13 protein-coding genes are annotated in these 17,246 nt (G+C 67.9%); 7 read left to right on the forward strand and 6 right to left on the reverse strand.

Going from position 1 to position 17,246, the window contains the following annotated elements; translation table 11 throughout:
- Window positions 1-2,223, forward strand: a complete 2,223-nt coding sequence (locus E5206_RS17020; protein ID WP_136323519.1) for a molybdopterin oxidoreductase family protein — start codon at window positions 1-3, stop codon at window positions 2,221-2,223.
- Window positions 2,220-3,779: an FAD-dependent oxidoreductase gene (locus E5206_RS17025; RefSeq protein ID WP_136323520.1), complete on the forward strand. Its 1,560-nt coding sequence runs from the start codon at window positions 2,220-2,222 to the stop codon at window positions 3,777-3,779. Before E5206_RS17020 ends, E5206_RS17025 begins: the two co-directional genes overlap by 4 nt.
- A 71-nt stretch (window positions 3,780-3,850) precedes the next feature.
- Here E5206_RS17025 and E5206_RS17030 read toward each other — a convergent pair whose 3' ends face one another.
- Both E5206_RS17030 and E5206_RS17035 read right to left on the reverse strand, forming a co-directional pair.
- Window positions 3,851-4,720: an excalibur calcium-binding domain-containing protein gene (locus E5206_RS17030; protein WP_240689805.1), complete on the reverse strand. Its 870-nt coding sequence runs from the start codon at window positions 4,718-4,720 to the stop codon at window positions 3,851-3,853.
- 993 nt (window positions 4,721-5,713) lie between these two features.
- On the reverse strand, window positions 5,714-6,073 hold the full coding sequence (locus tag E5206_RS17035) for a hypothetical protein (RefSeq protein ID WP_136323521.1): 360 nt from the start codon (window positions 6,071-6,073) through the stop codon (window positions 5,714-5,716).
- Window positions 6,074-6,306: 233 nt separating this feature from the next.
- Here E5206_RS17035 and E5206_RS17040 point away from each other — a divergent pair, with 233 nt between their 5' ends.
- Window positions 6,307-7,002 (forward strand): hypothetical protein, encoded by a 696-nt coding sequence (locus tag E5206_RS17040; RefSeq protein WP_136323522.1) that lies wholly within the window; start codon window positions 6,307-6,309, stop codon window positions 7,000-7,002.
- Here the strand turns inward: E5206_RS17040 and E5206_RS17045 are convergent.
- Entirely contained in the window at window positions 6,999-7,538 is a 540-nt protein-coding gene (locus E5206_RS17045) for a flavodoxin domain-containing protein (RefSeq protein WP_136323523.1), read from the reverse strand. The genes E5206_RS17040 and E5206_RS17045 overlap by 4 nt on opposite strands.
- Before the next feature lie 197 nt (window positions 7,539-7,735).
- On the opposite strand from E5206_RS17045, the gene E5206_RS17050 reads away from it, so the two are divergent.
- Complete coding sequence (locus E5206_RS17050; protein ID WP_136323524.1) at window positions 7,736-9,193, forward strand: aldehyde dehydrogenase family protein; 1,458 nt, start codon at window positions 7,736-7,738, stop codon at window positions 9,191-9,193.
- On the opposite strand, the gene E5206_RS17055 is transcribed toward E5206_RS17050, so the two are convergent.
- A complete protein-coding gene (locus E5206_RS17055; RefSeq protein ID WP_136323525.1) occupies window positions 9,194-10,609 on the reverse strand; it encodes an NAD(P)H-quinone dehydrogenase in 1,416 nt (471 codons plus the stop codon).
- A gap of 104 nt (window positions 10,610-10,713) precedes the next feature.
- Between E5206_RS17055 and E5206_RS17060 the strand changes: the two genes are divergently transcribed.
- A complete protein-coding gene (locus tag E5206_RS17060) occupies window positions 10,714-11,532 on the forward strand; it encodes a purine-nucleoside phosphorylase (protein WP_136323526.1) in 819 nt (272 codons plus the stop codon).
- 4 nt (window positions 11,533-11,536) lie between these two features.
- Here the strand turns inward: E5206_RS17060 and E5206_RS17065 are convergent, their stop codons facing one another.
- On the reverse strand, window positions 11,537-12,019 hold the full coding sequence (locus E5206_RS17065) for an Rrf2 family transcriptional regulator (protein ID WP_136323527.1): 483 nt from the start codon (window positions 12,017-12,019) through the stop codon (window positions 11,537-11,539).
- A 141-nt stretch (window positions 12,020-12,160) separates the two neighbouring features.
- On the opposite strand from E5206_RS17065, the gene E5206_RS17070 reads away from it, so the two are divergent.
- On the forward strand, window positions 12,161-13,900 hold the full coding sequence (locus E5206_RS17070) for a phospho-sugar mutase (RefSeq protein WP_136323528.1): 1,740 nt from the start codon (window positions 12,161-12,163) through the stop codon (window positions 13,898-13,900).
- Between the two features lie 21 nt (window positions 13,901-13,921).
- Here E5206_RS17070 and nirD read toward each other — a convergent pair whose 3' ends face one another.
- The gene (gene nirD, locus E5206_RS17075) at window positions 13,922-14,308 is read right to left on the reverse strand and encodes a nitrite reductase small subunit NirD (protein WP_136323529.1); all 387 of its coding nucleotides are present in this window, start codon (window positions 14,306-14,308) and stop codon (window positions 13,922-13,924) included.
- 258 nt (window positions 14,309-14,566) lie between these two features.
- Here nirD and nirB point away from each other — a divergent pair, with 258 nt between their 5' ends.
- Window positions 14,567-17,245: a nitrite reductase large subunit NirB gene (gene nirB, locus E5206_RS17080; RefSeq protein ID WP_136323530.1), complete on the forward strand. Its 2,679-nt coding sequence runs from the start codon at window positions 14,567-14,569 to the stop codon at window positions 17,243-17,245.
- Window position 17,246: the final 1 nt, after the last annotated feature.

The raw sequence follows: 17,246 nt of genomic DNA on the forward strand, positions 1-17,246 counted from the left end.
ATGACCAACAGCGCCGACACGCACTGCCCCTACTGCGCCCTGCAGTGCGCCATGACGCTGACGTCACCAGCGGTTCTGACCCCGGCTCCGCAGCCGGGGTCCGAACCTGTGCAGGCCACCAGGGACGCCTCCCTCCCGGACGCGCCCCTCGCCGTGTCCGGCCGCGACTTCACCACCAACCGCGGCGGCCTGTGCCGCAAGGGCTGGACCTCGGCGTCGCTGCTGAACCACCCCGGCCGCGTCACGGAACCGCTGCTCAAGGGCTCCGACGGCGTCCACCGCCCGGTCAGCTGGGATGAGGCCCTGATGCTGATCACCGCCGCGGTAAAGGAAACCCGGGCCCGGTACGGGGTCGACGCCGTCGGCGTGTTCGGCGGGGGCGGGCTCACCAATGAGAAGGCCTACCAGCTGGGCAAGTTTGCCCGGCTGGCCCTGGGCACCTCGCGGATCGACTACAACGGCCGGTTCTGCATGTCCTCGGCTGCCGCGGCAGGGATGCGCGCCTTCGGCCTGGACCGGGGCCTGCCGTTCCCGCTGGAGGACCTCGACGCCGCCAGCACCATCCTGATGCTCGGCTCCAACGTCGCCGAGACCATGCCGCCGTTCGTGCAGCACCTCCAGGGTGCGCGCGACGCCGGCGGCCTGATTGTGGTGGACCCCCGCCGCTCCGCCACCGCGGCGAACACGACCGACGGCGGCGGCCTGCACCTGCAGCCGCTGCCCGGCACCGACCTCGCCCTCCTGCTGGGCCTCGCCCACGTGGTCATCCACGAGGGCCTGGCGGACACGGAGTACATCGCATCGCGCACCACCGGCTACGCGGCCCTGGTCCGCAGCGTCGCCCCCTACTGGCCCGAGCGTGTCCAGTCCCTCACCGGGGTTCCCGCCGGGCTGATCCGGGATACCGCCCGGCGGCTGGCCGACGGCGCCCGCCAGGGCGGCAGCTATATTCTCACCGGCCGCGGCGTGGAACAGCATGTGGACGGCACGGACACCGCGACCGCCGCCATCAACCTCGCCCTGCTGCTGGGCCTGCCCGGTTCCGCGCGCAGCGGCTACGGCACGCTGACGGGCCAGGGCAACGGCCAGGGCGGGCGTGAACACGGCCAGAAGGCGGACCAGCTCCCGGGCTACCGCAAGATCACCGACCCCGCCGCCCGCGCGCACATGGCCAAAGTCTGGGGCGTCCCGGAGGCACTGATCCCCGGACCCGGCGTCCCCGCCGTCGAACTGCTGCAATCCCTGGGAAAGCCCGACGGCGTCCGCTGCCTCTTCGTGCACGGCGCCAACGTGGCGGTCTCCGCGCCGGACGCGAATGCCGTGATCGAGGGCCTGCGCAGCCTGGACTTCCTGGTGGTCTGCGACTTCTTCCTGTCCGAGACCGCGGCCGAGGCGGACCTGATCCTGCCGGTCACCCAGTGGGCCGAGGAGGAAGGCACCCTGACCAACCTCGAGGGCCGGGTGCTCCGCCGCCGCCGGGCCCTCGCTCCCCCGCCCGGGGTGCGCAGCGAGCTGTGGATCATGACCCGGCTCGCCCAGGCCCTGGACGCGCCGTCGACGTTCAGCGAGGACCCGGAAACCGTGTTCGAAGAACTCCGGATCGCGTCCTCCGGCGGCCTCGCCGACTACTCCGGGATCGACTACGCCATGCTGGACCGCGGCGAGGCGGCCTACTGGCCCTATCCCGCGGGCAGCACCGGCACGCCGCGGCTGTTCCTGGACGCGTTTGCCCACGCCGGCGGGCGGGCCGTGTTCACTCCGGTGGCGCCGCGCCGTCGTGCTGTTTCTTCGGCTTCCGCCGGCCCTGCGTCCGCAGACCGCGCCGGCACGCCGATGACCCTCATCACCGGACGGCTGATGGAGCACTACCAGTCCGGCGCGCAGACCCGCCGGGTGGCCGCGCTCATGGCCGCGCAGCCGGAGGCCCGGCTGCAGATCCACCCGGCGGCCGCCGCCGCGCAGGGCATCGCCGAGGGCGACGTCATCTCGATTTCCAACGCGCGCGGCGAGGTTTCCTGCCGCGCCGCGCTGAGCACGGACATCCGGCCCGAGACGGTGTTCCTGCCGTTCCACTTCCCGGAACTGGAGAGCGCCAACCGCCTCACCGAGGCAGCCACGGACCCGATATCCGGAATGCCGGAGTTCAAGACCAGCAAGGTCTGGATCCGTCCCGCCGCCGCCAATCTCCGCGACGATGAACTGCAAAAGGAAGGTGCGTCATGACTGAGCGCATTGTTGTTGTGGGCTTCGGACCGGTGGCCGCGCGGCTGGTCGACGAGCTGCTGCCGGCCGTGCGCAGCGGGCTGGCGCACCTGACGGTGATCGGTGAAGAGTCCGAGGCCGCGTACAACCGTGTGCTCGTGGCGGACCTCGGGGTCGGCCGGACCACGGCGCCGGCCCTGGCGCTGGCGGACGCCGCCGCGCTGATTGCCGACGGCGTCGACGTCCGGCTCGGCGTCCGGGTCCGCCGGGTGGACCGTGCCCGGCAGCAGCTGATCCTCGGCGACGGCACCTCCCCCGGCTATGACAGGCTGGTCTTCGCCACCGGATCCCGGCCGGTGATCCCCAACCTCACCGGGCTCAACCCGGACCCGGCCACGCCCGTGCTCCCCTTGGGCGTGACCGCGCTCCGGGACCTGCGCGACGCCGCGGGACTCCGGGAGGCGGTGGCCGGGGGCAAGCGCGTGGTGGTGCTGGGCGGCGGCGTGCTGGGCCTGGAGACGGCCCTCGCCGCGGCCGAGGAAGGCGCCACGGTAACCGTCGTGCACAATGGCCCGCACCCGCTGGGCCGCAGCATCGACCGCGGCGGCGGCGCGGTGCTCGCGGCTTCGTTGCGGAACTGCGGCGTGCGGGTGGCCGGCAACGCCCGCTCCACCGGCGTCGAACACAACGGGCCCGACGGCGGCTTCTCCGCCCTGCTGCTCGATGACGGCTCCGCGATCGACGGCGAGCTGCTGGTCCTCTCCTGCGGCGTCCGGCCGCGGACCGAACTTGCCGAGGGCTGCGGGCTTTCGACGGCGGCAGGCATCCTGGTGGACCACAAGCTCCGGGCGCACCACGAACCGCACATCTTTGCGATCGGCGACTGCGCCGAGGTCCGCTGCCCGGACCCGGAGTGCGTGGACTGCCGGACGGCACGCGGCCCGTCCGGGCTGGTGGGTCCGGGCTGGCGGCAGGCCGAATGGCTCGCCGAATACCTGACCCTGCTGGCGTCCGGCGCCGAGGTCGAGGCCGGGGCGTTGCCGGCGCTTCCGGCGGAACTGCCGGGCGTGATCGTACTCAAGGCCCGCGGCCTGAACATGGCCGTCGCCGGGGACAACGCCACGGAGCCGTGGGACGAGGAATTGTTGACCGCCGGGGCGGGGAACGGCCGGCCCCGGCTGCAGATTGCCCAGTGGGCCGATCCCGAGCACGGCCGCTACGTGAAGATGACCACCCGCGCCGGAGTTCTCGAAGGCCTCGTGGCCGTGGGCATGCCCCGCACCGCGGCGGAGCTCGTGCAATTGTTTGAACGCGGCGCCGAGCTCCCCGCGGACCGGTCCCTGCTGCTGCGCCTGGACGGCCCGGACCAGGCGGCCGCCGCCGGCGCCGCCGACCCCGGGCGCACGGTGTGCCGCTGCGCGGGGGTCAGCGGGACGGCCATCGCCGCCGCGGCCTCCGACGGGTGCGGCACGGTTGCCGAGGTCTCCGGGGCCACTCGTGCGGGGACCGGATGTGGTGGGTGCCACGACGACATCAAGGGGATTATTGAGAAGCACTTTCAGGTAGCGGTTGCCTGAAACCAGGAATCGACGTCGAAATTTGAGCGCAAAGAAGGGGCCACCGCTGGTGGCCCCTTCTTTGCGCGCTGTTACTTGTCGCAGGCGATTCCGTCTCCGTCGCGGTCCAAGGGCGAGCGGTACCCCGGCGTGCCCCTGTACATGGGAGCGGCACCCGCAGCCTTGGCCTCGGTGCAGTTCGCGTAGTAGGCCGCAGCCGGAGCCGCCGGCGCTACGGGCGCAGCAGGCACTACAGCCGCTGGCGCGTTCTTGGCGGCCTGCTGCGCTGCTGCTTGCTGCGCAGCAGCGGCCTGCTGGGCGGCCAATTGGTCGGAGGCTACCTTGTCCGCAGCCGCTTTGTCGGCGGCAACCTTGTCTGCAGCGGCTTTGTCGGCGGCAACCTTGTCTGCAGCGGCTTTGTCGGCGGCTACCTTGTCCGCAGCCGCTTTCGCGATGACTGTCTTGGATTCCGCTTCCGGCAACCACACCAGACGCTGATCTGTACCGATGGTGCAGACGAAGGCGTCACCGTTATACGTCTTTGTATCGTTGGCCGTGAGGCAGGCAGTCTTAGCCGGGTCCGTTGCGGTGGCTGTCGGAGTGGGACTCGCAGTTGCGGAGGCCGAGGTTGCAACCAACGCTGATTTATTCTGGCTTCCCGTCGTCGAAGCAGTCGCACCGGCGACAATGCCTCCGACGATGAATACTACGATTCCCGAGCCCGCAACGATCAATGCGCTCTTGCGGTGAGGAATTCCGACCCAGCTGCGCCGCTTGGACAGCAGCGCGTAGAGACCCGTAATCAGCGCGATGATGCCCAGCAGAATAAGGGCTCCGCCGAAGCCGCCAGAGGCAGCGAAGATAATGACCAAAATCAACACAATGGCCGCCATGATCCAGAAGGAAATTGATGGGCGCCACTTGATTTTTTGGCGCGATGAAGTTTTTTCAATATCGAACATATTTCCCCCAGGAAACTAAGAATGATGCAAATGTGACGACGTCACCGTAGCACCGCACCGACGGGACTCATCTACGTTTCGACAAGGTCGCTCCAGCGTTACGAAAATCGATTCACTGCGTTTGGTTGGGAAGGTATCAGTTGGTGGTCCCGGCCCAAGAAGAGTGAACTGACCTGAACTTGGGTAGCCCGGATCTTTTTCTCACATAGGGAAAATTAGCCTTCGGACTGGACGCATGGCCCCCCTGCGGAGTACTTGCACAGCAACTACTCCTTACTCCTCAGCTGAACGCACTCCGGAGGTGACCATCCGACACATCGCGCGAGGCCCTCAACTTCATCCCTTATGACTGAGCCACGAGGGAGACTGGTCACGACGGCGGCATCATGCTGCCGCCGTTGGATCCTGTGGGCTTTCCAGAGACTCGGCGAGCTTGGCGTGAAGGGGAAAATTTCGATGGCTTGGGGTAAGACAGAGGAATAAAAACTGGAAGAACAAGCAGCGAGGAAGGCACTCGAACTCGAGGCCAAGAAAGTCCAGGCAGAGGCTCGATATGCAGCAAGCCCAGTTGGGCGTGCTTCTGCAGCTCATCAAAACGGCGACGGTTTCTTCCAGCTTGAAATCGAAGTGAGTGAGCTCAACGGGTTCGCGTCATCATTCGGATCATCAGATAACGCAGTTCGTCATACAGGAGGTGCTACCGATGTTCTTGCGCAAATCGAAGCTAAGGGATGGCATCTAGAGCACGTCGGCTATGTGTTTATCGAAACCGGCTCTACGTCCACCAACCGCGTCATGTCCACCGGGCAAGGAGTTGTCACCCGAGGCAACGTTACCGGCATATATTTATTCCGCCGGATAGCCGCGTAAGTAGAAGTACGCAGTCGGGCGCCCGTTCATTATCCGTGGTGGATGGTCGCCTCGGCTACATTTTTGGCTGGGGCAGCCGCCGTAGGAACCAATCGCAGAAAACCGCCTTCGGGCAGGCGCTGCTCAGGCGCTCTCGGCCACGTCGGGGGCCGTCGTTTCGTATTCGTTTGTACCGTCGGGCTGGCCCGCGGGGAGCCGCATCTCCTGGACGCTCGCCGTGAACGTATCCAAGGACCCGAGGGACATCAGGTGTTCCGCGAGCGCCACCTCCGGATGCCCGGGGTTGGCGGCAAGGTGTCCGCGCAGTCTGTCCCTGACCGCGGCTTCTTCGGGCGTCGTGCGCGAAAGCACCGCCTCGATAATCACGGCTGCCTGCCGGCGGATGTTCTCCGCAACGATATCGGCGTCGGGCCCACCCGGCATCGTGCCAGCCGGCTGCGGGCCGTCGGCGCATGCCGGAGCGGCCAAGGGGTCCATCGACATCCAATATTCCTTTGTTCGTGTTTACGGCTGGGTCCCTAACCCGCCTGTCCCGTCTTCTCTTGTACCGGGAGAATCCGGAAAAGCCGAAGACCGGCAAGAATTACGTTGAAACCGTACACCGACGGATCGGCCGGTCCGGCAACGGAAGCAGAACTTTTCACCAATATTTCCTGCCGGACACGTGCGCGTCACGGAAATCGGGGAGAGACCAAACGGCAGGTAGCATCGGGGCCATGACTGCCGACGAAGAAGACGACATCACCGAAGAACTGCTGGCCGACGCCGGGAAACTGACCGGGCTGAGCCTTGAACTGCTGGGCCTTGACCCGCACCCGGCTGACATGACCCCGGAACAGCGCCTCCAGTTCGACCCCGAGGACCTCGACGAAATGGCCGCCTTCTCCCCCGAAGACCGTCAAAAGTCCGTGCTCCAGACCCGTCTGCTGGCAGGCCTGCTCTGGAACTCCTCGAGTGTCCTCATCGACCAGCTTTTCCGCGATCTCGACACCCTGAACGAGCTCGCGACCATCGCCCCGGCCGACATCGCCGGCACCTCGGTCCTGTCCTCGTTGCCGCCTCAGTTCGCCGCCCGCTACGACCTGAAGTTCACCCGGAAGTTCATCGTCGTCGCTGCGGACGTCACCGCAGCCCTGGTCCGCGGCTGGATCGCTCCGGGATGCCTGGCTGCCGAACTCGCGGTCCGCTGCCTGCTCGACCAGGCGGAAATCACCGAGGACATCTACGAACTGGACCTGCCGGAGGACTGGCGGGCAGAGGTTGAGGAGGTCCTGCTGGAGGACGCGGACAGCGAAACACTGTACGCGGACAACCTCGACGATCTCGAGGACGACGCCGACACGCTGGGCTTCGAGCACTGGTTCGAACCCTTTGCGCCCGGGGACGCGGTCCCGCCTTACGCCTTTGGCTAAGCCTGCGGAGCAGCCAGTCCGGCCAGGAAATCCTCGGTAAACCGCTTCACGCCGTCCCATTCGGTGTAGACGTAGTCGCGGGAGGTATCCAGGTCCGGGGACCCCTTGTCCTTGGTGATCTTCTTCATGAGCTGGCGTTTGAGGAAGTTGTAGTGGGTATACAGCAGGGCGCCGCTGAAGAGCCCGACGTGGGCCGGATGCCAGCCCGTCGCCGCCTCGAACTTCTCCACATAGCTCTCAGCGTTCTCCCCGTCGCCACGGGCGGCGAGGCTCACCGAAACGAGGGCAGACGGGAGGCGCTCCAGCTCGGCCCGGTTCCGCAGGACAAAGTCACGGACGTAGGCCTCGTGCTTGCCGACATGGACCGAGCCCCCGACGATGACGGCGTCGTAGCCGTCCGGAAGGGCATCGCCGGAGTGTTTGAGGTCCGCCGTGTCCGCTTGGTGGCCGTGGGCCCGGACCACCTCCGCAATGTACTCGGCGATCCGGCCGGTCTGTCCTTCAACGGTTCCGTAGGGGATATAGATCTTGGCCATGTTCCATGATGTCCGCACCCGGATGCGATGCGATACGGCCGAAGGTCCCCGGGTGGCGACAAACCCAGCCACCGGCGGCAGGGGGCCTTGGACTCTTGACGATCAAGGCCGTGCGGCATCTGATGGACGGAGGGTCCGGCGTGTTCCCGGCGACAGGCCGCTGAAGTGCCACGTCCCCCACGATGAAAGGACAGGACATGTCCCTGCTCGACGCCTCCCTCTGGGAGGGCAAGATCTACCTCAACGGCTGGCGCCCGGGAGGCGGCGGCACAGCAGAAGCCGTCGAACCGGCCACCGGCGAAACCCTGTGCCACTATGGCCTCGCCTCCGTGGACGACGTCCGTGAAGCCGCCACAACAGCGGCGGCTGCGCAGAAGGACTGGGCCAAGCTCAACCCCGAGGACCGCGCCGCCGTGCTGCGCCGCGCGGGGTTGCTCTGGGAAGAACATGAGGCGGAGATCCAGGACTGGATCGTCCGTGAGTCCGGCGGCATTGCGCCCAAGGCAGGCCTGGAAACGCATATCGCCGCCAACGAATGCTACGACGCCTCCGCGTTGCCCGCCCTCCCCGCCGGGGACGTGCTCACCTCAAACGAGAACCGCTGGTCCTTCGCCCGGAGGCGGCCCGTCGGCGTCGTCTCTGTGATTGCGCCGTTCAACTTCCCGCTCATCCTCTCGATCCGCGCCGTCGCCCCCGCCCTGGCGCTGGGCAACGCCGTGCTGCTCAAGCCGGACCCGCGCACCGCGGTCTGCGGCGGGGTCACACTGGTCCGGATCTTCGAGGAAGCCGGACTGCCCCCCGGGCTTCTGGCGCTGCTGCCCGGAGGCGCCGACATCGGCGCCGCCGTCGTCGAGGCCCCGGAAGTGGGCGTCATCGCGTTCACCGGCTCGACGGCGGCCGGCCGGAAGATCGGCGAGACGGCCGGGCGGCTGCTCAAGCGCGCGCACCTGGAACTCGGAGGGAACAACGCGCTCATTGTCTTGCCGGGCGCGGACCTGGCCAAGGCCGCCTCCGCGGCGGCGTTCGGTTCCTTTATGCACCAGGGCCAGATTTGTATGGCCGCCGGCCGGCACATCGTCCACGAAGACCTCTATGAGGACTATGTCAGCGCCCTCGCGGAGAAAGCCATGCATCTTCCCGTCGGGGATCCCAAGAGCGGGACCGTGGCCCTGGGCCCTCTCATCGACGGGAAGCAACTGCACCGCGTCGACTCGATCGTCCGGGACGCGGTGCAGGGCGGGGCACGGCTGGCCGCCGGCGGCACTCACGACGGCAGGTTCTACCGGCCCACAGTGCTCGCGGACCTGGACGTGGCCAGCCCGGCGTGGAAGGACGAGATCTTCGGCCCAGTGGCCCCGGTGATGAAGTTCTCCACCATCGAGGAAGCCGTGGCCCTAGCCAACGGCAACGAATACGGCCTCTCGATCGGCATCCTGGGCGATGTCGGCATGGCGATGGCCATCGCCGACCAACTGGACTCCGGCAAGGTCCACATCAACGAACAGACGGTGTCCGACGAGGCGAACTCGCCCTTCGGCGGAATGAAAAGCTCCGGCAACGGCTCCCGGATCGGCGGACACCACGCCAACATGGAGTCCTTCACGGAAATCCAGTGGCTCACGGTCCGGCCGGACATCGCCCCGTACCCGTTCTAGCTACATGTGGACGTGCAGGCGCCGGGCTGCTTCGGAGATGGATCCGCTCAGTGACGGGTACACCGTGAAGGTACTGGCGACGTCGTCGACGTGCAGCTTCTGGGTCACCGCGATGGAGATCGCGAAGATCAGCTCGGACGCGTTCGGGCCGACGACGACGCCGCCGATCACGGTCCCGGAGCCCTTGCGGGCAAAGATCTTGACGAAGCCGTCCTTGTGGTTGCGCATCTTGGCCCGGGCGTTGCTGCGCAGCGAGAGCTTGACGACATCGGCCTGGTACTTGCCGGAATCGATCTCCGCCTCGGAGACGCCCACGGAGGCGATCTCCGGCGAGGTGAAGATGTTGGACGCCACCTGGTGGAGCTTGAGCGGCATGACGCCATCGCCCAGGAAGTGCGCAATCGCGATCCGGCCCTGCATCGCGGCCACGGAGGCCAGGGCGAGGACGCCGGTGCAGTCCCCCGCGGCGTAGATGTTGGAGGCGGTGGTGCGGGAAACGCCGTCGACCTTGATGTGGCCGCTCCCGGTGACCGCCACGCCGGCCTCCGCGAGCCCGATCCCGTCGGTGTTCGGGATGGAGCCGACGCAGACGAGGCAGTGGCTGCCGGTGACCTTGGAGCCGTCCCCGAGCGTGACCACCACGCCGTCCTCCGTGCGTTCCACGGTCTCGGCGCGCGAGCGGGACAGCACCCTGAGCCCACGCCGTTCGAAGACGCCCTCGAGGACCTCGGCGGCGTCGGTGTCCGAGCCCGGCAGGACCCGGTCGCGGCTGGAAATCAGGGTCACCTTGGAGCCCAGGCCGTTGTAGGCCGAGGCGAACTCGGCGCCGGTGACACCGGAACCCACGACGATCAGTTCCTCGGGGAGCTCGTCCATGTTGTAGATCTGCGCCCAGTTCAGGATGCGGTCGCCGTCCGGCCTGGCCGTGGGCAGTTCCCGCGGGTGCGCGCCGACGGCCAGCAGGATCGCGTCCGCCTCAATTCTCTCGGTTCCCTCGGAGGTGAGGACCTCGATGGTGCGGTTGTCCAGCATCTTGCCGGAGCCGATCAGGATGCGGACGCCCTGGTGCTCGAGGGCCGCGCGGATGTCCTCGGACTGCTTCCGGGCCAGGCCGAGGAGGCGGTCATTGATGTGCTTGAGGTCCGCACGCATCACCGGGGCGATATCGCCGCCGTCGACGTCGAACATAACGCCCAGCGCCCCCGCCTCGCCCATCCGGGTCATCAGGTCCGCCGTCGCGATCAGCGTCTTGGAAGGCACGACGTCGGTCAGCACGGCGGATCCGCCGAGACCGGCACGCTCGACGATGGTGACCTTCGCACCGAGGGATGCGGCGACCATGGCGGCTTCGTAGCCACCAGGCCCTCCGCCGAGAATTGCAATGCGGGGTGAGCTGAAATCGGGATGCGTAGTCACAATCAGCCATTGTCCACCATCCGGACCGGCACCACCAAGAACCGGGCTGGCGCCGTGCTGCCCCGGTGCTGGGCAGCACGGCGCCGGCACGATAACTTGTACCGGTGAGTAGAACAGAATTCCTGAGCACGGACCCCTTCGACGCCGCCCGCGACGCCGCCGATTACATCGCCGCAGAGACCGGGGTCGAGTCCCACGACGTCGCCCTCGTGCTCGGCTCGGGCTGGGGCGAGGCCGCCGGGCTGATCGGCGAGACCACCGCCACCCTGTCCGCGGACGAGATCCCCGGGTTCTCGGCACCGGCCGTGGAAGGACACGTCGGCACCATCAGTTCGGTGCTGACCAAGGAGGGCAAGCGTGCCCTGGTCCTCGGCGCCCGCACCCACTACTACGAGGGCAAGGGAGTCCGCGCCGTGGTCCACGGCGTGCGCACCGCGGCGGCCGCCGGCTGCAAGGCCCTGGTCCTGACCAACGGCTGCGGCGGCCTGAACGAAGACTGGGCCCCCGGCACCCCTGTGCTGATCAGCGACCACATCAACCTCACCGCCGCCTCCCCGCTCGAAGGTGCCACCTTCGTGGACCTGACGGACCTGTACTCCGCCCGGATCCGGGCCCTGGCCCGCGAAGTCGATCCCTCGCTGGACGAGGGCATCTACGCACAGTTCACCGGCCCGCACTACGAGACTCCGGCCGAGGTGCAGTACGCGAAACGGATCGGTGCGTCCCTGGTGGGCATGTCCACCGCCCTGGAGGCGATCGCGGGCCGGCATGCCGGCATGGAGGTGTTCGGCATCTCGCTCGTGACCAACCTCGCCGCCGGTATCAGCCCGGTCCCGCTCAGCCATCAGGAAGTCCTCGAGGCCGGTGCCGCAGCGGGCCCGCGGATCTCCAGGCTGCTCGCGGACATCATCGCGAAACTCTGAGCCTTCAGGACTCCCCGGCCAGGTACCGCACTGCCTTCAGCTTGTCCTCGGGAAACCGCCGGTCCATCGAGTCGGCGATCCCGGCGATGGTCTGCCGGGCCAGCGCCTGGCGCCACGCCAGCTCGGCCTGGCGCATGGTCTGCGAGATGAGGCAGGTCCGCACGAAGTTCTCCTGGCTGTCCGCCTCCGGCACGTTCGCCAGGATGGCTTCGCAGCGGAACACCGGCTCGGAACCCTCGAGGGCGAGGACAATGTCCAGGACGGTGATGTTTTCCGGCCTGCGGGCCAGATGGAAGCCTCCGCGCGGTCCCGAGACGGAGGCCAGGATTCCCGCGCGGACCAGCGACTGGAGCTGCTTGTTGAGGTAGGCCCCGGGGAGTTTATAGAACTCCGCCAGCCGGGCGCTGTTCACGGCTTCCCCTGCCGGCGTCCATGCCATGTTGACGCAGCTGTGGACGGCCCATTCCACCCCCCGGCCCATCTTCATATTCCAGACGTTACGTGTCCGGAAAATTGGGTGTCAAGGCCTCTCCTGAGTCCGGGCTGCGGCCCGGGCGTGATGCAACTGAAACCCCAACTCTCGATTGCGGGGGCGGCATCGCACACGTTTGGCGATAGTTTGGTTCTTATGACGTCTTCCGATGCCGAACTGTCCCAGCTGTTGAGCGACGCCCGCGCCTGGGCTGCCCAGGATCCGGACCCCGCCACCGCGGCCGCCTTGACCGCGCTCGTCTCCCTGGCGGACGACGGCGAAGCCGCCGCCCGCCAGGAGCTGGCGGACAGCTTCAACGGCACCCTGCAGTTCGGCACCGCCGGGCTGCGGGCAGCACTGGGCCCGGGACCGAACCGGATGAACCGCGTCGTCGTGCGCCGCGCCGCCGCGGGATTCGCCGCTTTCCTGGCCGACGCCGTCACGGAGGCCTCTCCCGGCACCCGGCCGCGCGCCGTCGTCGGCTACGATGCCCGCCACAACTCCGATACCTTCGCGGCGGAAACGGCGGCGATCCTCACCGCCGCGGGCATCGAGACGTTCCTGCTGCCGCAGGCACTCCCGACGCCGCTGCTCGCCTACGCCGTCCGGGCCCTGGAGTGCGACGGCGGCGTCATGGTCACGGCCAGCCACAACCCCCCGCAGGACAACGGCTACAAGGTCTACCTGGGCCGCCATGCCGTCGAGGAAAGCGGCCGCGGCGCGCAGATTGTGGCGCCCTACGACGCCAGGATCGCCGCGAAGATCGCCGCCGTCGGTGAGCTGGACTCCATCGCGCTGGCCACGGACGGCTGGACGGTGCTGGACCGCTCCACCGCCGCGGACTACGAGGCCGCCGTCGCAGCCCTCGCGGATCCGCTGTATTTCCCGGCCCGGGAGCTCAAGATCGTACTCACCCCGATGCATGGCGTGGGCGGCGGGACGGCAGTCTCGGTGCTGGACGCCGCCGGCTTCGGCGACGTCACACTGGTCACGGAACAGGCGGAACCGGACCCGGATTTCCCCACCGTGAACTTCCCGAACCCCGAAGAGCCCGGCGCCCTGGACCTGGCACTGGAAACGGCGGCCCGGGTGGAGGCCGACATCGTGATCGCCAACGATCCCGACGCCGACCGCGCCGCGGTGGCCGCGAAGGATCCGGACTCCGGCGCCTGGCGTATGCTGCGCGGCGACGAGGTGGGAGCCCTGCTGGGAGCGCACGTCGTGGCACGGCTGGCCGCCGGCGAGGGATCCCCGGAAGGGGTCTTCGCCAACTCGATCGTGTCCTCACGGCTGCTTGCGCGGATCGCCGCCACGGCGGGCTACGCCCACGAGGAGACCCTCACCGGCTTCAAATGGATCGCCCGCGTGCCCGGACTGCTCTACGGCTACGAGGAGGCGCTGGGCTACTGCGTCGCGCCCTCGCTGGTCCGGGACAAGGACGGGATCTCCGCAGCGGTACTGATCGCCGAACTCGCGGCAACGGCCAAGGCCCAGGGCAAGACCATCTTCGACACCCTCGATGAGCTGTACCTCGTCCACGGGCTGCATGCCGGCGACCAGCTCAGCATCCGGGTCGCGGACCTGGGCCTACTGGACGCGATGATGAACCGGCTGCGTGTCAGCCCGCCGGAATCGTTCGGCGGCTCCGCCATCGAAACGGTCACCGACCTGGCCGAAGGCAGCGCGCAGCTGCCGCCGACCGAGGGGCTGCTGTACCTGACGAAGGACCGCAGCCGCGTGATCATCCGCCCCAGCGGGACGGAGCCGAAGCTCAAGTGCTATCTGGAGGTCATCCGCAGCGTCGGCTCGGCCGCCGAGCTGCCCGCGGCGCGGCACGAAGCCCGCGCCGCGCTGGACGGAGTCCTCGCGGACGTCCGCGAGGCCCTGGGGCTGTAAGGCTCCTGTAACCGCGGGCAGCTAGAGTTCCACCTCAATGTACCCGCCCACAATCCGGGTACCGAAGGTGGCAAGCCTGAGTTCCGGAGTGCCCAGGCACTCCCCGGTTCCAAGGTCATAGACCTCCTTGTGCAGCGGCGAGGCGAGCGTCGGGCGCGTCCCGCGGGAACCGGTGATGCCGCGGGCCATCACATGGGCGCCCGTCGCCGGATCCTCCTGAGCGACGGCGAACACCTCACCGGCGGCGGTTCGGAACAGCGCCACCTGCCGTCCGGATACCAGGGCAGCCTCGCCCCAGCCGGGCTCAAGGTCCTCCACGGTGCACACGCGGTGCCAGCCCGTCCCAAACACTCCCCTTAGTCCTTCGGACTGTTTCCCGGATTCAACACGTTCCAGTACTGCGGTCATCTCGGCCCCTCTCACATTCACTCAACCGCCGGTGCGGCCACATATCCAAGCTAGGGCCGGGGTGTTTCGACAGCATGCTTGCGATGTGTCCGGCGCGTAAAAGAGAACTCACGCGGCCGGAAACCCGTCCGTGATGCAGAAGTTAAGATCACGAAACAAAAGGGAAACTGAAGCGAAACTGCGGCTGCATAGTCTGGATGGACACTTCGATTGAGAAGGTCGCAGAGCAGCGCCTGCGCCCCATGCGAAAGGCCCACCGTGACCGGACAGACATCAAGCCCCCAGAACCAGGGCACACAGCGCCCCAAAACCCGCCGCATCGTCGTCGCCGGCGGCGGCCCGGCCGCCCACCGCTTCGCCGATGCCATGCATGCCCGGGGTCTCGACGGCTGGCACGTCACCGTCCTCACCGAGGAAGCGCACCTCCCCTATGACCGCGTCGCGCTGAGCAAGGCCCTCACGGACAGCGCGGTGGACCTCACCCTCGGCAACGCCTCCATGTGGGAGCACGAGGCCCTGGACCTGGTGACCGGCGAGCGCGTCATCAGCATCGACACCGCGGCCAGGACCGTCGCTACCGCGGCCGGCACGGTGTACCCCTACGATGAGCTCGTCGTCGCCACCGGCTCGGACGCGGCCCGCCTGCCGATCCCCGGCGCCGAGCATGTGCACGTCTACCGAACCCTGGAGGATGTCCGGGCCATCAACCTGGCCATCGCCGGGCTCACCGAAAAGCTTGGCCGCAAGATCAACGCCGTCACCATCGGCGGGGGCCTCCTGGGCCTCGAGTCGGCAGCCGGCACCGAGCAGCTCGGCGCCACCCCCATCGTGATCAACGGCGCGCCCTGGCTCATGAACACCCAGCTGGATGAGGGCGCCGGCCAGGCGCTGGGCCGCCTGATCGAGGCCAAGGGCTTCACCGTCCACGGCGGAGTGTTCCCCTCCGAGGTCCTCTCCGATGACGGCCAGGTCACCGGCGTGCTGATGGCAGACGGCCGCATCATCGACGCCGACATCGTCATCGTCGCCATCGGCGTCAAGCCCCGTGACGAGCTGTTCCGCGGCGCGAACGGCCCGGAGAGTGAAGGCGCCGCCCCGCTGTTTGACCTCGGCCCCCGCGGCGGCGTCGTCATCTCCGAGGACTGCTCCACCCAGGTCCCCGGCGTCTGGGCCATCGGTGAGGTCGCCAACTTCGGTGGAATGTGCCTGGGCCTCGTGGCCCCGGCCAACACCATGGCCGAAATCGTGGCGGACCGGCTGCACGGGGGCGTTGCGACCTTCCCGGGCTTCGACACCGCCACCAAGCTCAAGCTCTCCGGCGTCGACGTCGCCAGCTTCGGTGACGCGTTCGCCCGGACCGAGCACTCCCTCGAAATCGTCTACGCGGACCCGGCCCGCGGCGTCTACCAGAAGATCGTCACGACGGACGATGCCAAGACCCTGCTGGGCGGCATCTTCGTCGGCGACGCGACCCCGTACACCTCGCTGCGCCCGATGCTGGGCCGCGAACTGGCCGCCGAACCCGGCGCCTACCTCACCGCGGCCGGCGGCGGTGAGGCCCCGGAGACCGAGCTGCCGGACGACGCCATTCTGTGTTCCTGCAACAACGTTTCTGCAGGAACCATCCGCGACACCGTCAACGGCTGCGGTGGCTGCGACGGCAACGCGCCTGTCCAGGAACTTGGCGAGCTCAAGGGCTGCACCCGCGCCGGGACCAGCTGCGGTTCCTGTGTGCCGATGCTCAAGAAGCTGCTGGAAGGCGAACTGACCAAGTCCGGCGTCGAGGTCTCGAAGGCACTGTGCGAGCACATCGAGCTGTCCCGCCAGGAACTCTTCGACGCCATCCGCGTCCTGGAACTGACCTCCTTCGAGGAGATCATGGCCAAGTACGGCACCGGGGCCGGCTGCGACATCTGCAAGCCGACCATCGCCAACATCCTGGCCAGCCAGAACAGCGCCTACGTCCTGGACGCCGGCCGCGGTACCCTGCAGGACACCAACGACCGCGCCCTGGCCAACATGCAGAAGGACGGCACCTACTCGGTGGTCCCGCGCATCGCCGGCGGCGAGATCACCCCGAAGAAGCTCGGCGTGATCGCCGCGGTCGCCGAGCAGTACGGCCTCTACACCAAAATCACCGGCGGCCAGCGGATCGACATGTTCGGCGCCCGGCTGGAGCAGCTCCCGGAAATCTGGAAGGTGCTCGTGGATGCCGGGTTCGAATCCGGCCAGGCCTATGGCAAGAGCCTGCGGACCGTGAAGTCCTGCGTCGGCTCCACGTGGTGCCGCTTCGGGGTCCAGGACTCGGTGGCCATGGCAATCCAGCTTGAGCTGCGCTACCGCGGCCTGCGCAGCCCGCACAAGCTGAAGATGGGCGTTTCCGGCTGTGCCCGCGAATGTGCCGAGGCCCGGGGCAAGGATGTCGGCGTGATCGCCACCGCGGACGGCTGGAACCTGTACGTCGGCGGCAACGGCGGGGCCACTCCGGCGCACGCCCAGCTGCTGGCCAAGGACCTCGACGACGATACCCTGATCAAGTACATCGACCGCTACTTCATGTACTACATCCGCACCGCCGACCGCCTGCAGCGCACCGCGCGCTGGCAGGAAGAGCTCGACGGCGGCATCAAGCACGTCGAGGACGTGGTGGTGCACGACACGCTGGGCATCGCCGCGGACCTTGAGGCCGCCATGGCCAAGCACGTCGACACCTACGTCGACGAATGGGCCGACACCCTGAAGGACCCCGAGCGCCTGCGCCGCTTCCGCTCCTTCGTCAACGCCCCCGACCAGAAGGACGATTCCATTACCTTCGTCCCCGACGAGCGCGGCCAGATGCGCCCCGCCACGGCAGAAGAAAAGACGCTGGCCGAACAGCAACCCGTCCTGATCGGTTCTTCCATCCCGGTCCGTGCCCGCGACGAGAACGAGGTATAGC

The sequence above is a fragment of the Arthrobacter sp. PAMC25564 genome, assembly GCF_004798705.1.
Classification (GTDB): domain Bacteria; phylum Actinomycetota; class Actinomycetes; order Actinomycetales; family Micrococcaceae; genus Arthrobacter.

Bases quoted from the DNA above. Each gene is read 5' to 3' on its own strand.
- E5206_RS17045 (WP_136323523.1), bottom strand. From the start codon at position 7,538: ATGGCCAAGATCTATATCCCCTACGGAACCGTTGAAGGACAGACCGGC.
- E5206_RS17030 (WP_240689805.1), bottom strand. From the start codon at position 4,720: ATGTTCGATATTGAAAAAACTTCATCGCGCCAAAAAATCAAGTGGCGC.
- E5206_RS17070 (WP_136323528.1), top strand. From the start codon at position 12,161: ATGACGTCTTCCGATGCCGAACTGTCCCAGCTGTTGAGCGACGCCCGC.
- E5206_RS17040 (WP_136323522.1), top strand. From the start codon at position 6,307: ATGACTGCCGACGAAGAAGACGACATCACCGAAGAACTGCTGGCCGAC.
- E5206_RS17020 (WP_136323519.1), top strand. From the start codon at position 1: ATGACCAACAGCGCCGACACGCACTGCCCCTACTGCGCCCTGCAGTGC.
- E5206_RS17035 (WP_136323521.1), bottom strand. From the start codon at position 6,073: ATGTCGATGGACCCCTTGGCCGCTCCGGCATGCGCCGACGGCCCGCAG.
- E5206_RS17050 (WP_136323524.1), top strand. From the start codon at position 7,736: ATGTCCCTGCTCGACGCCTCCCTCTGGGAGGGCAAGATCTACCTCAAC.
- E5206_RS17065 (WP_136323527.1), bottom strand. From the start codon at position 12,019: ATGAAGATGGGCCGGGGGGTGGAATGGGCCGTCCACAGCTGCGTCAAC.
- nirD (WP_136323529.1), bottom strand. From the start codon at position 14,308: ATGACCGCAGTACTGGAACGTGTTGAATCCGGGAAACAGTCCGAAGGA.
- E5206_RS17025 (WP_136323520.1), top strand. From the start codon at position 2,220: ATGACTGAGCGCATTGTTGTTGTGGGCTTCGGACCGGTGGCCGCGCGG.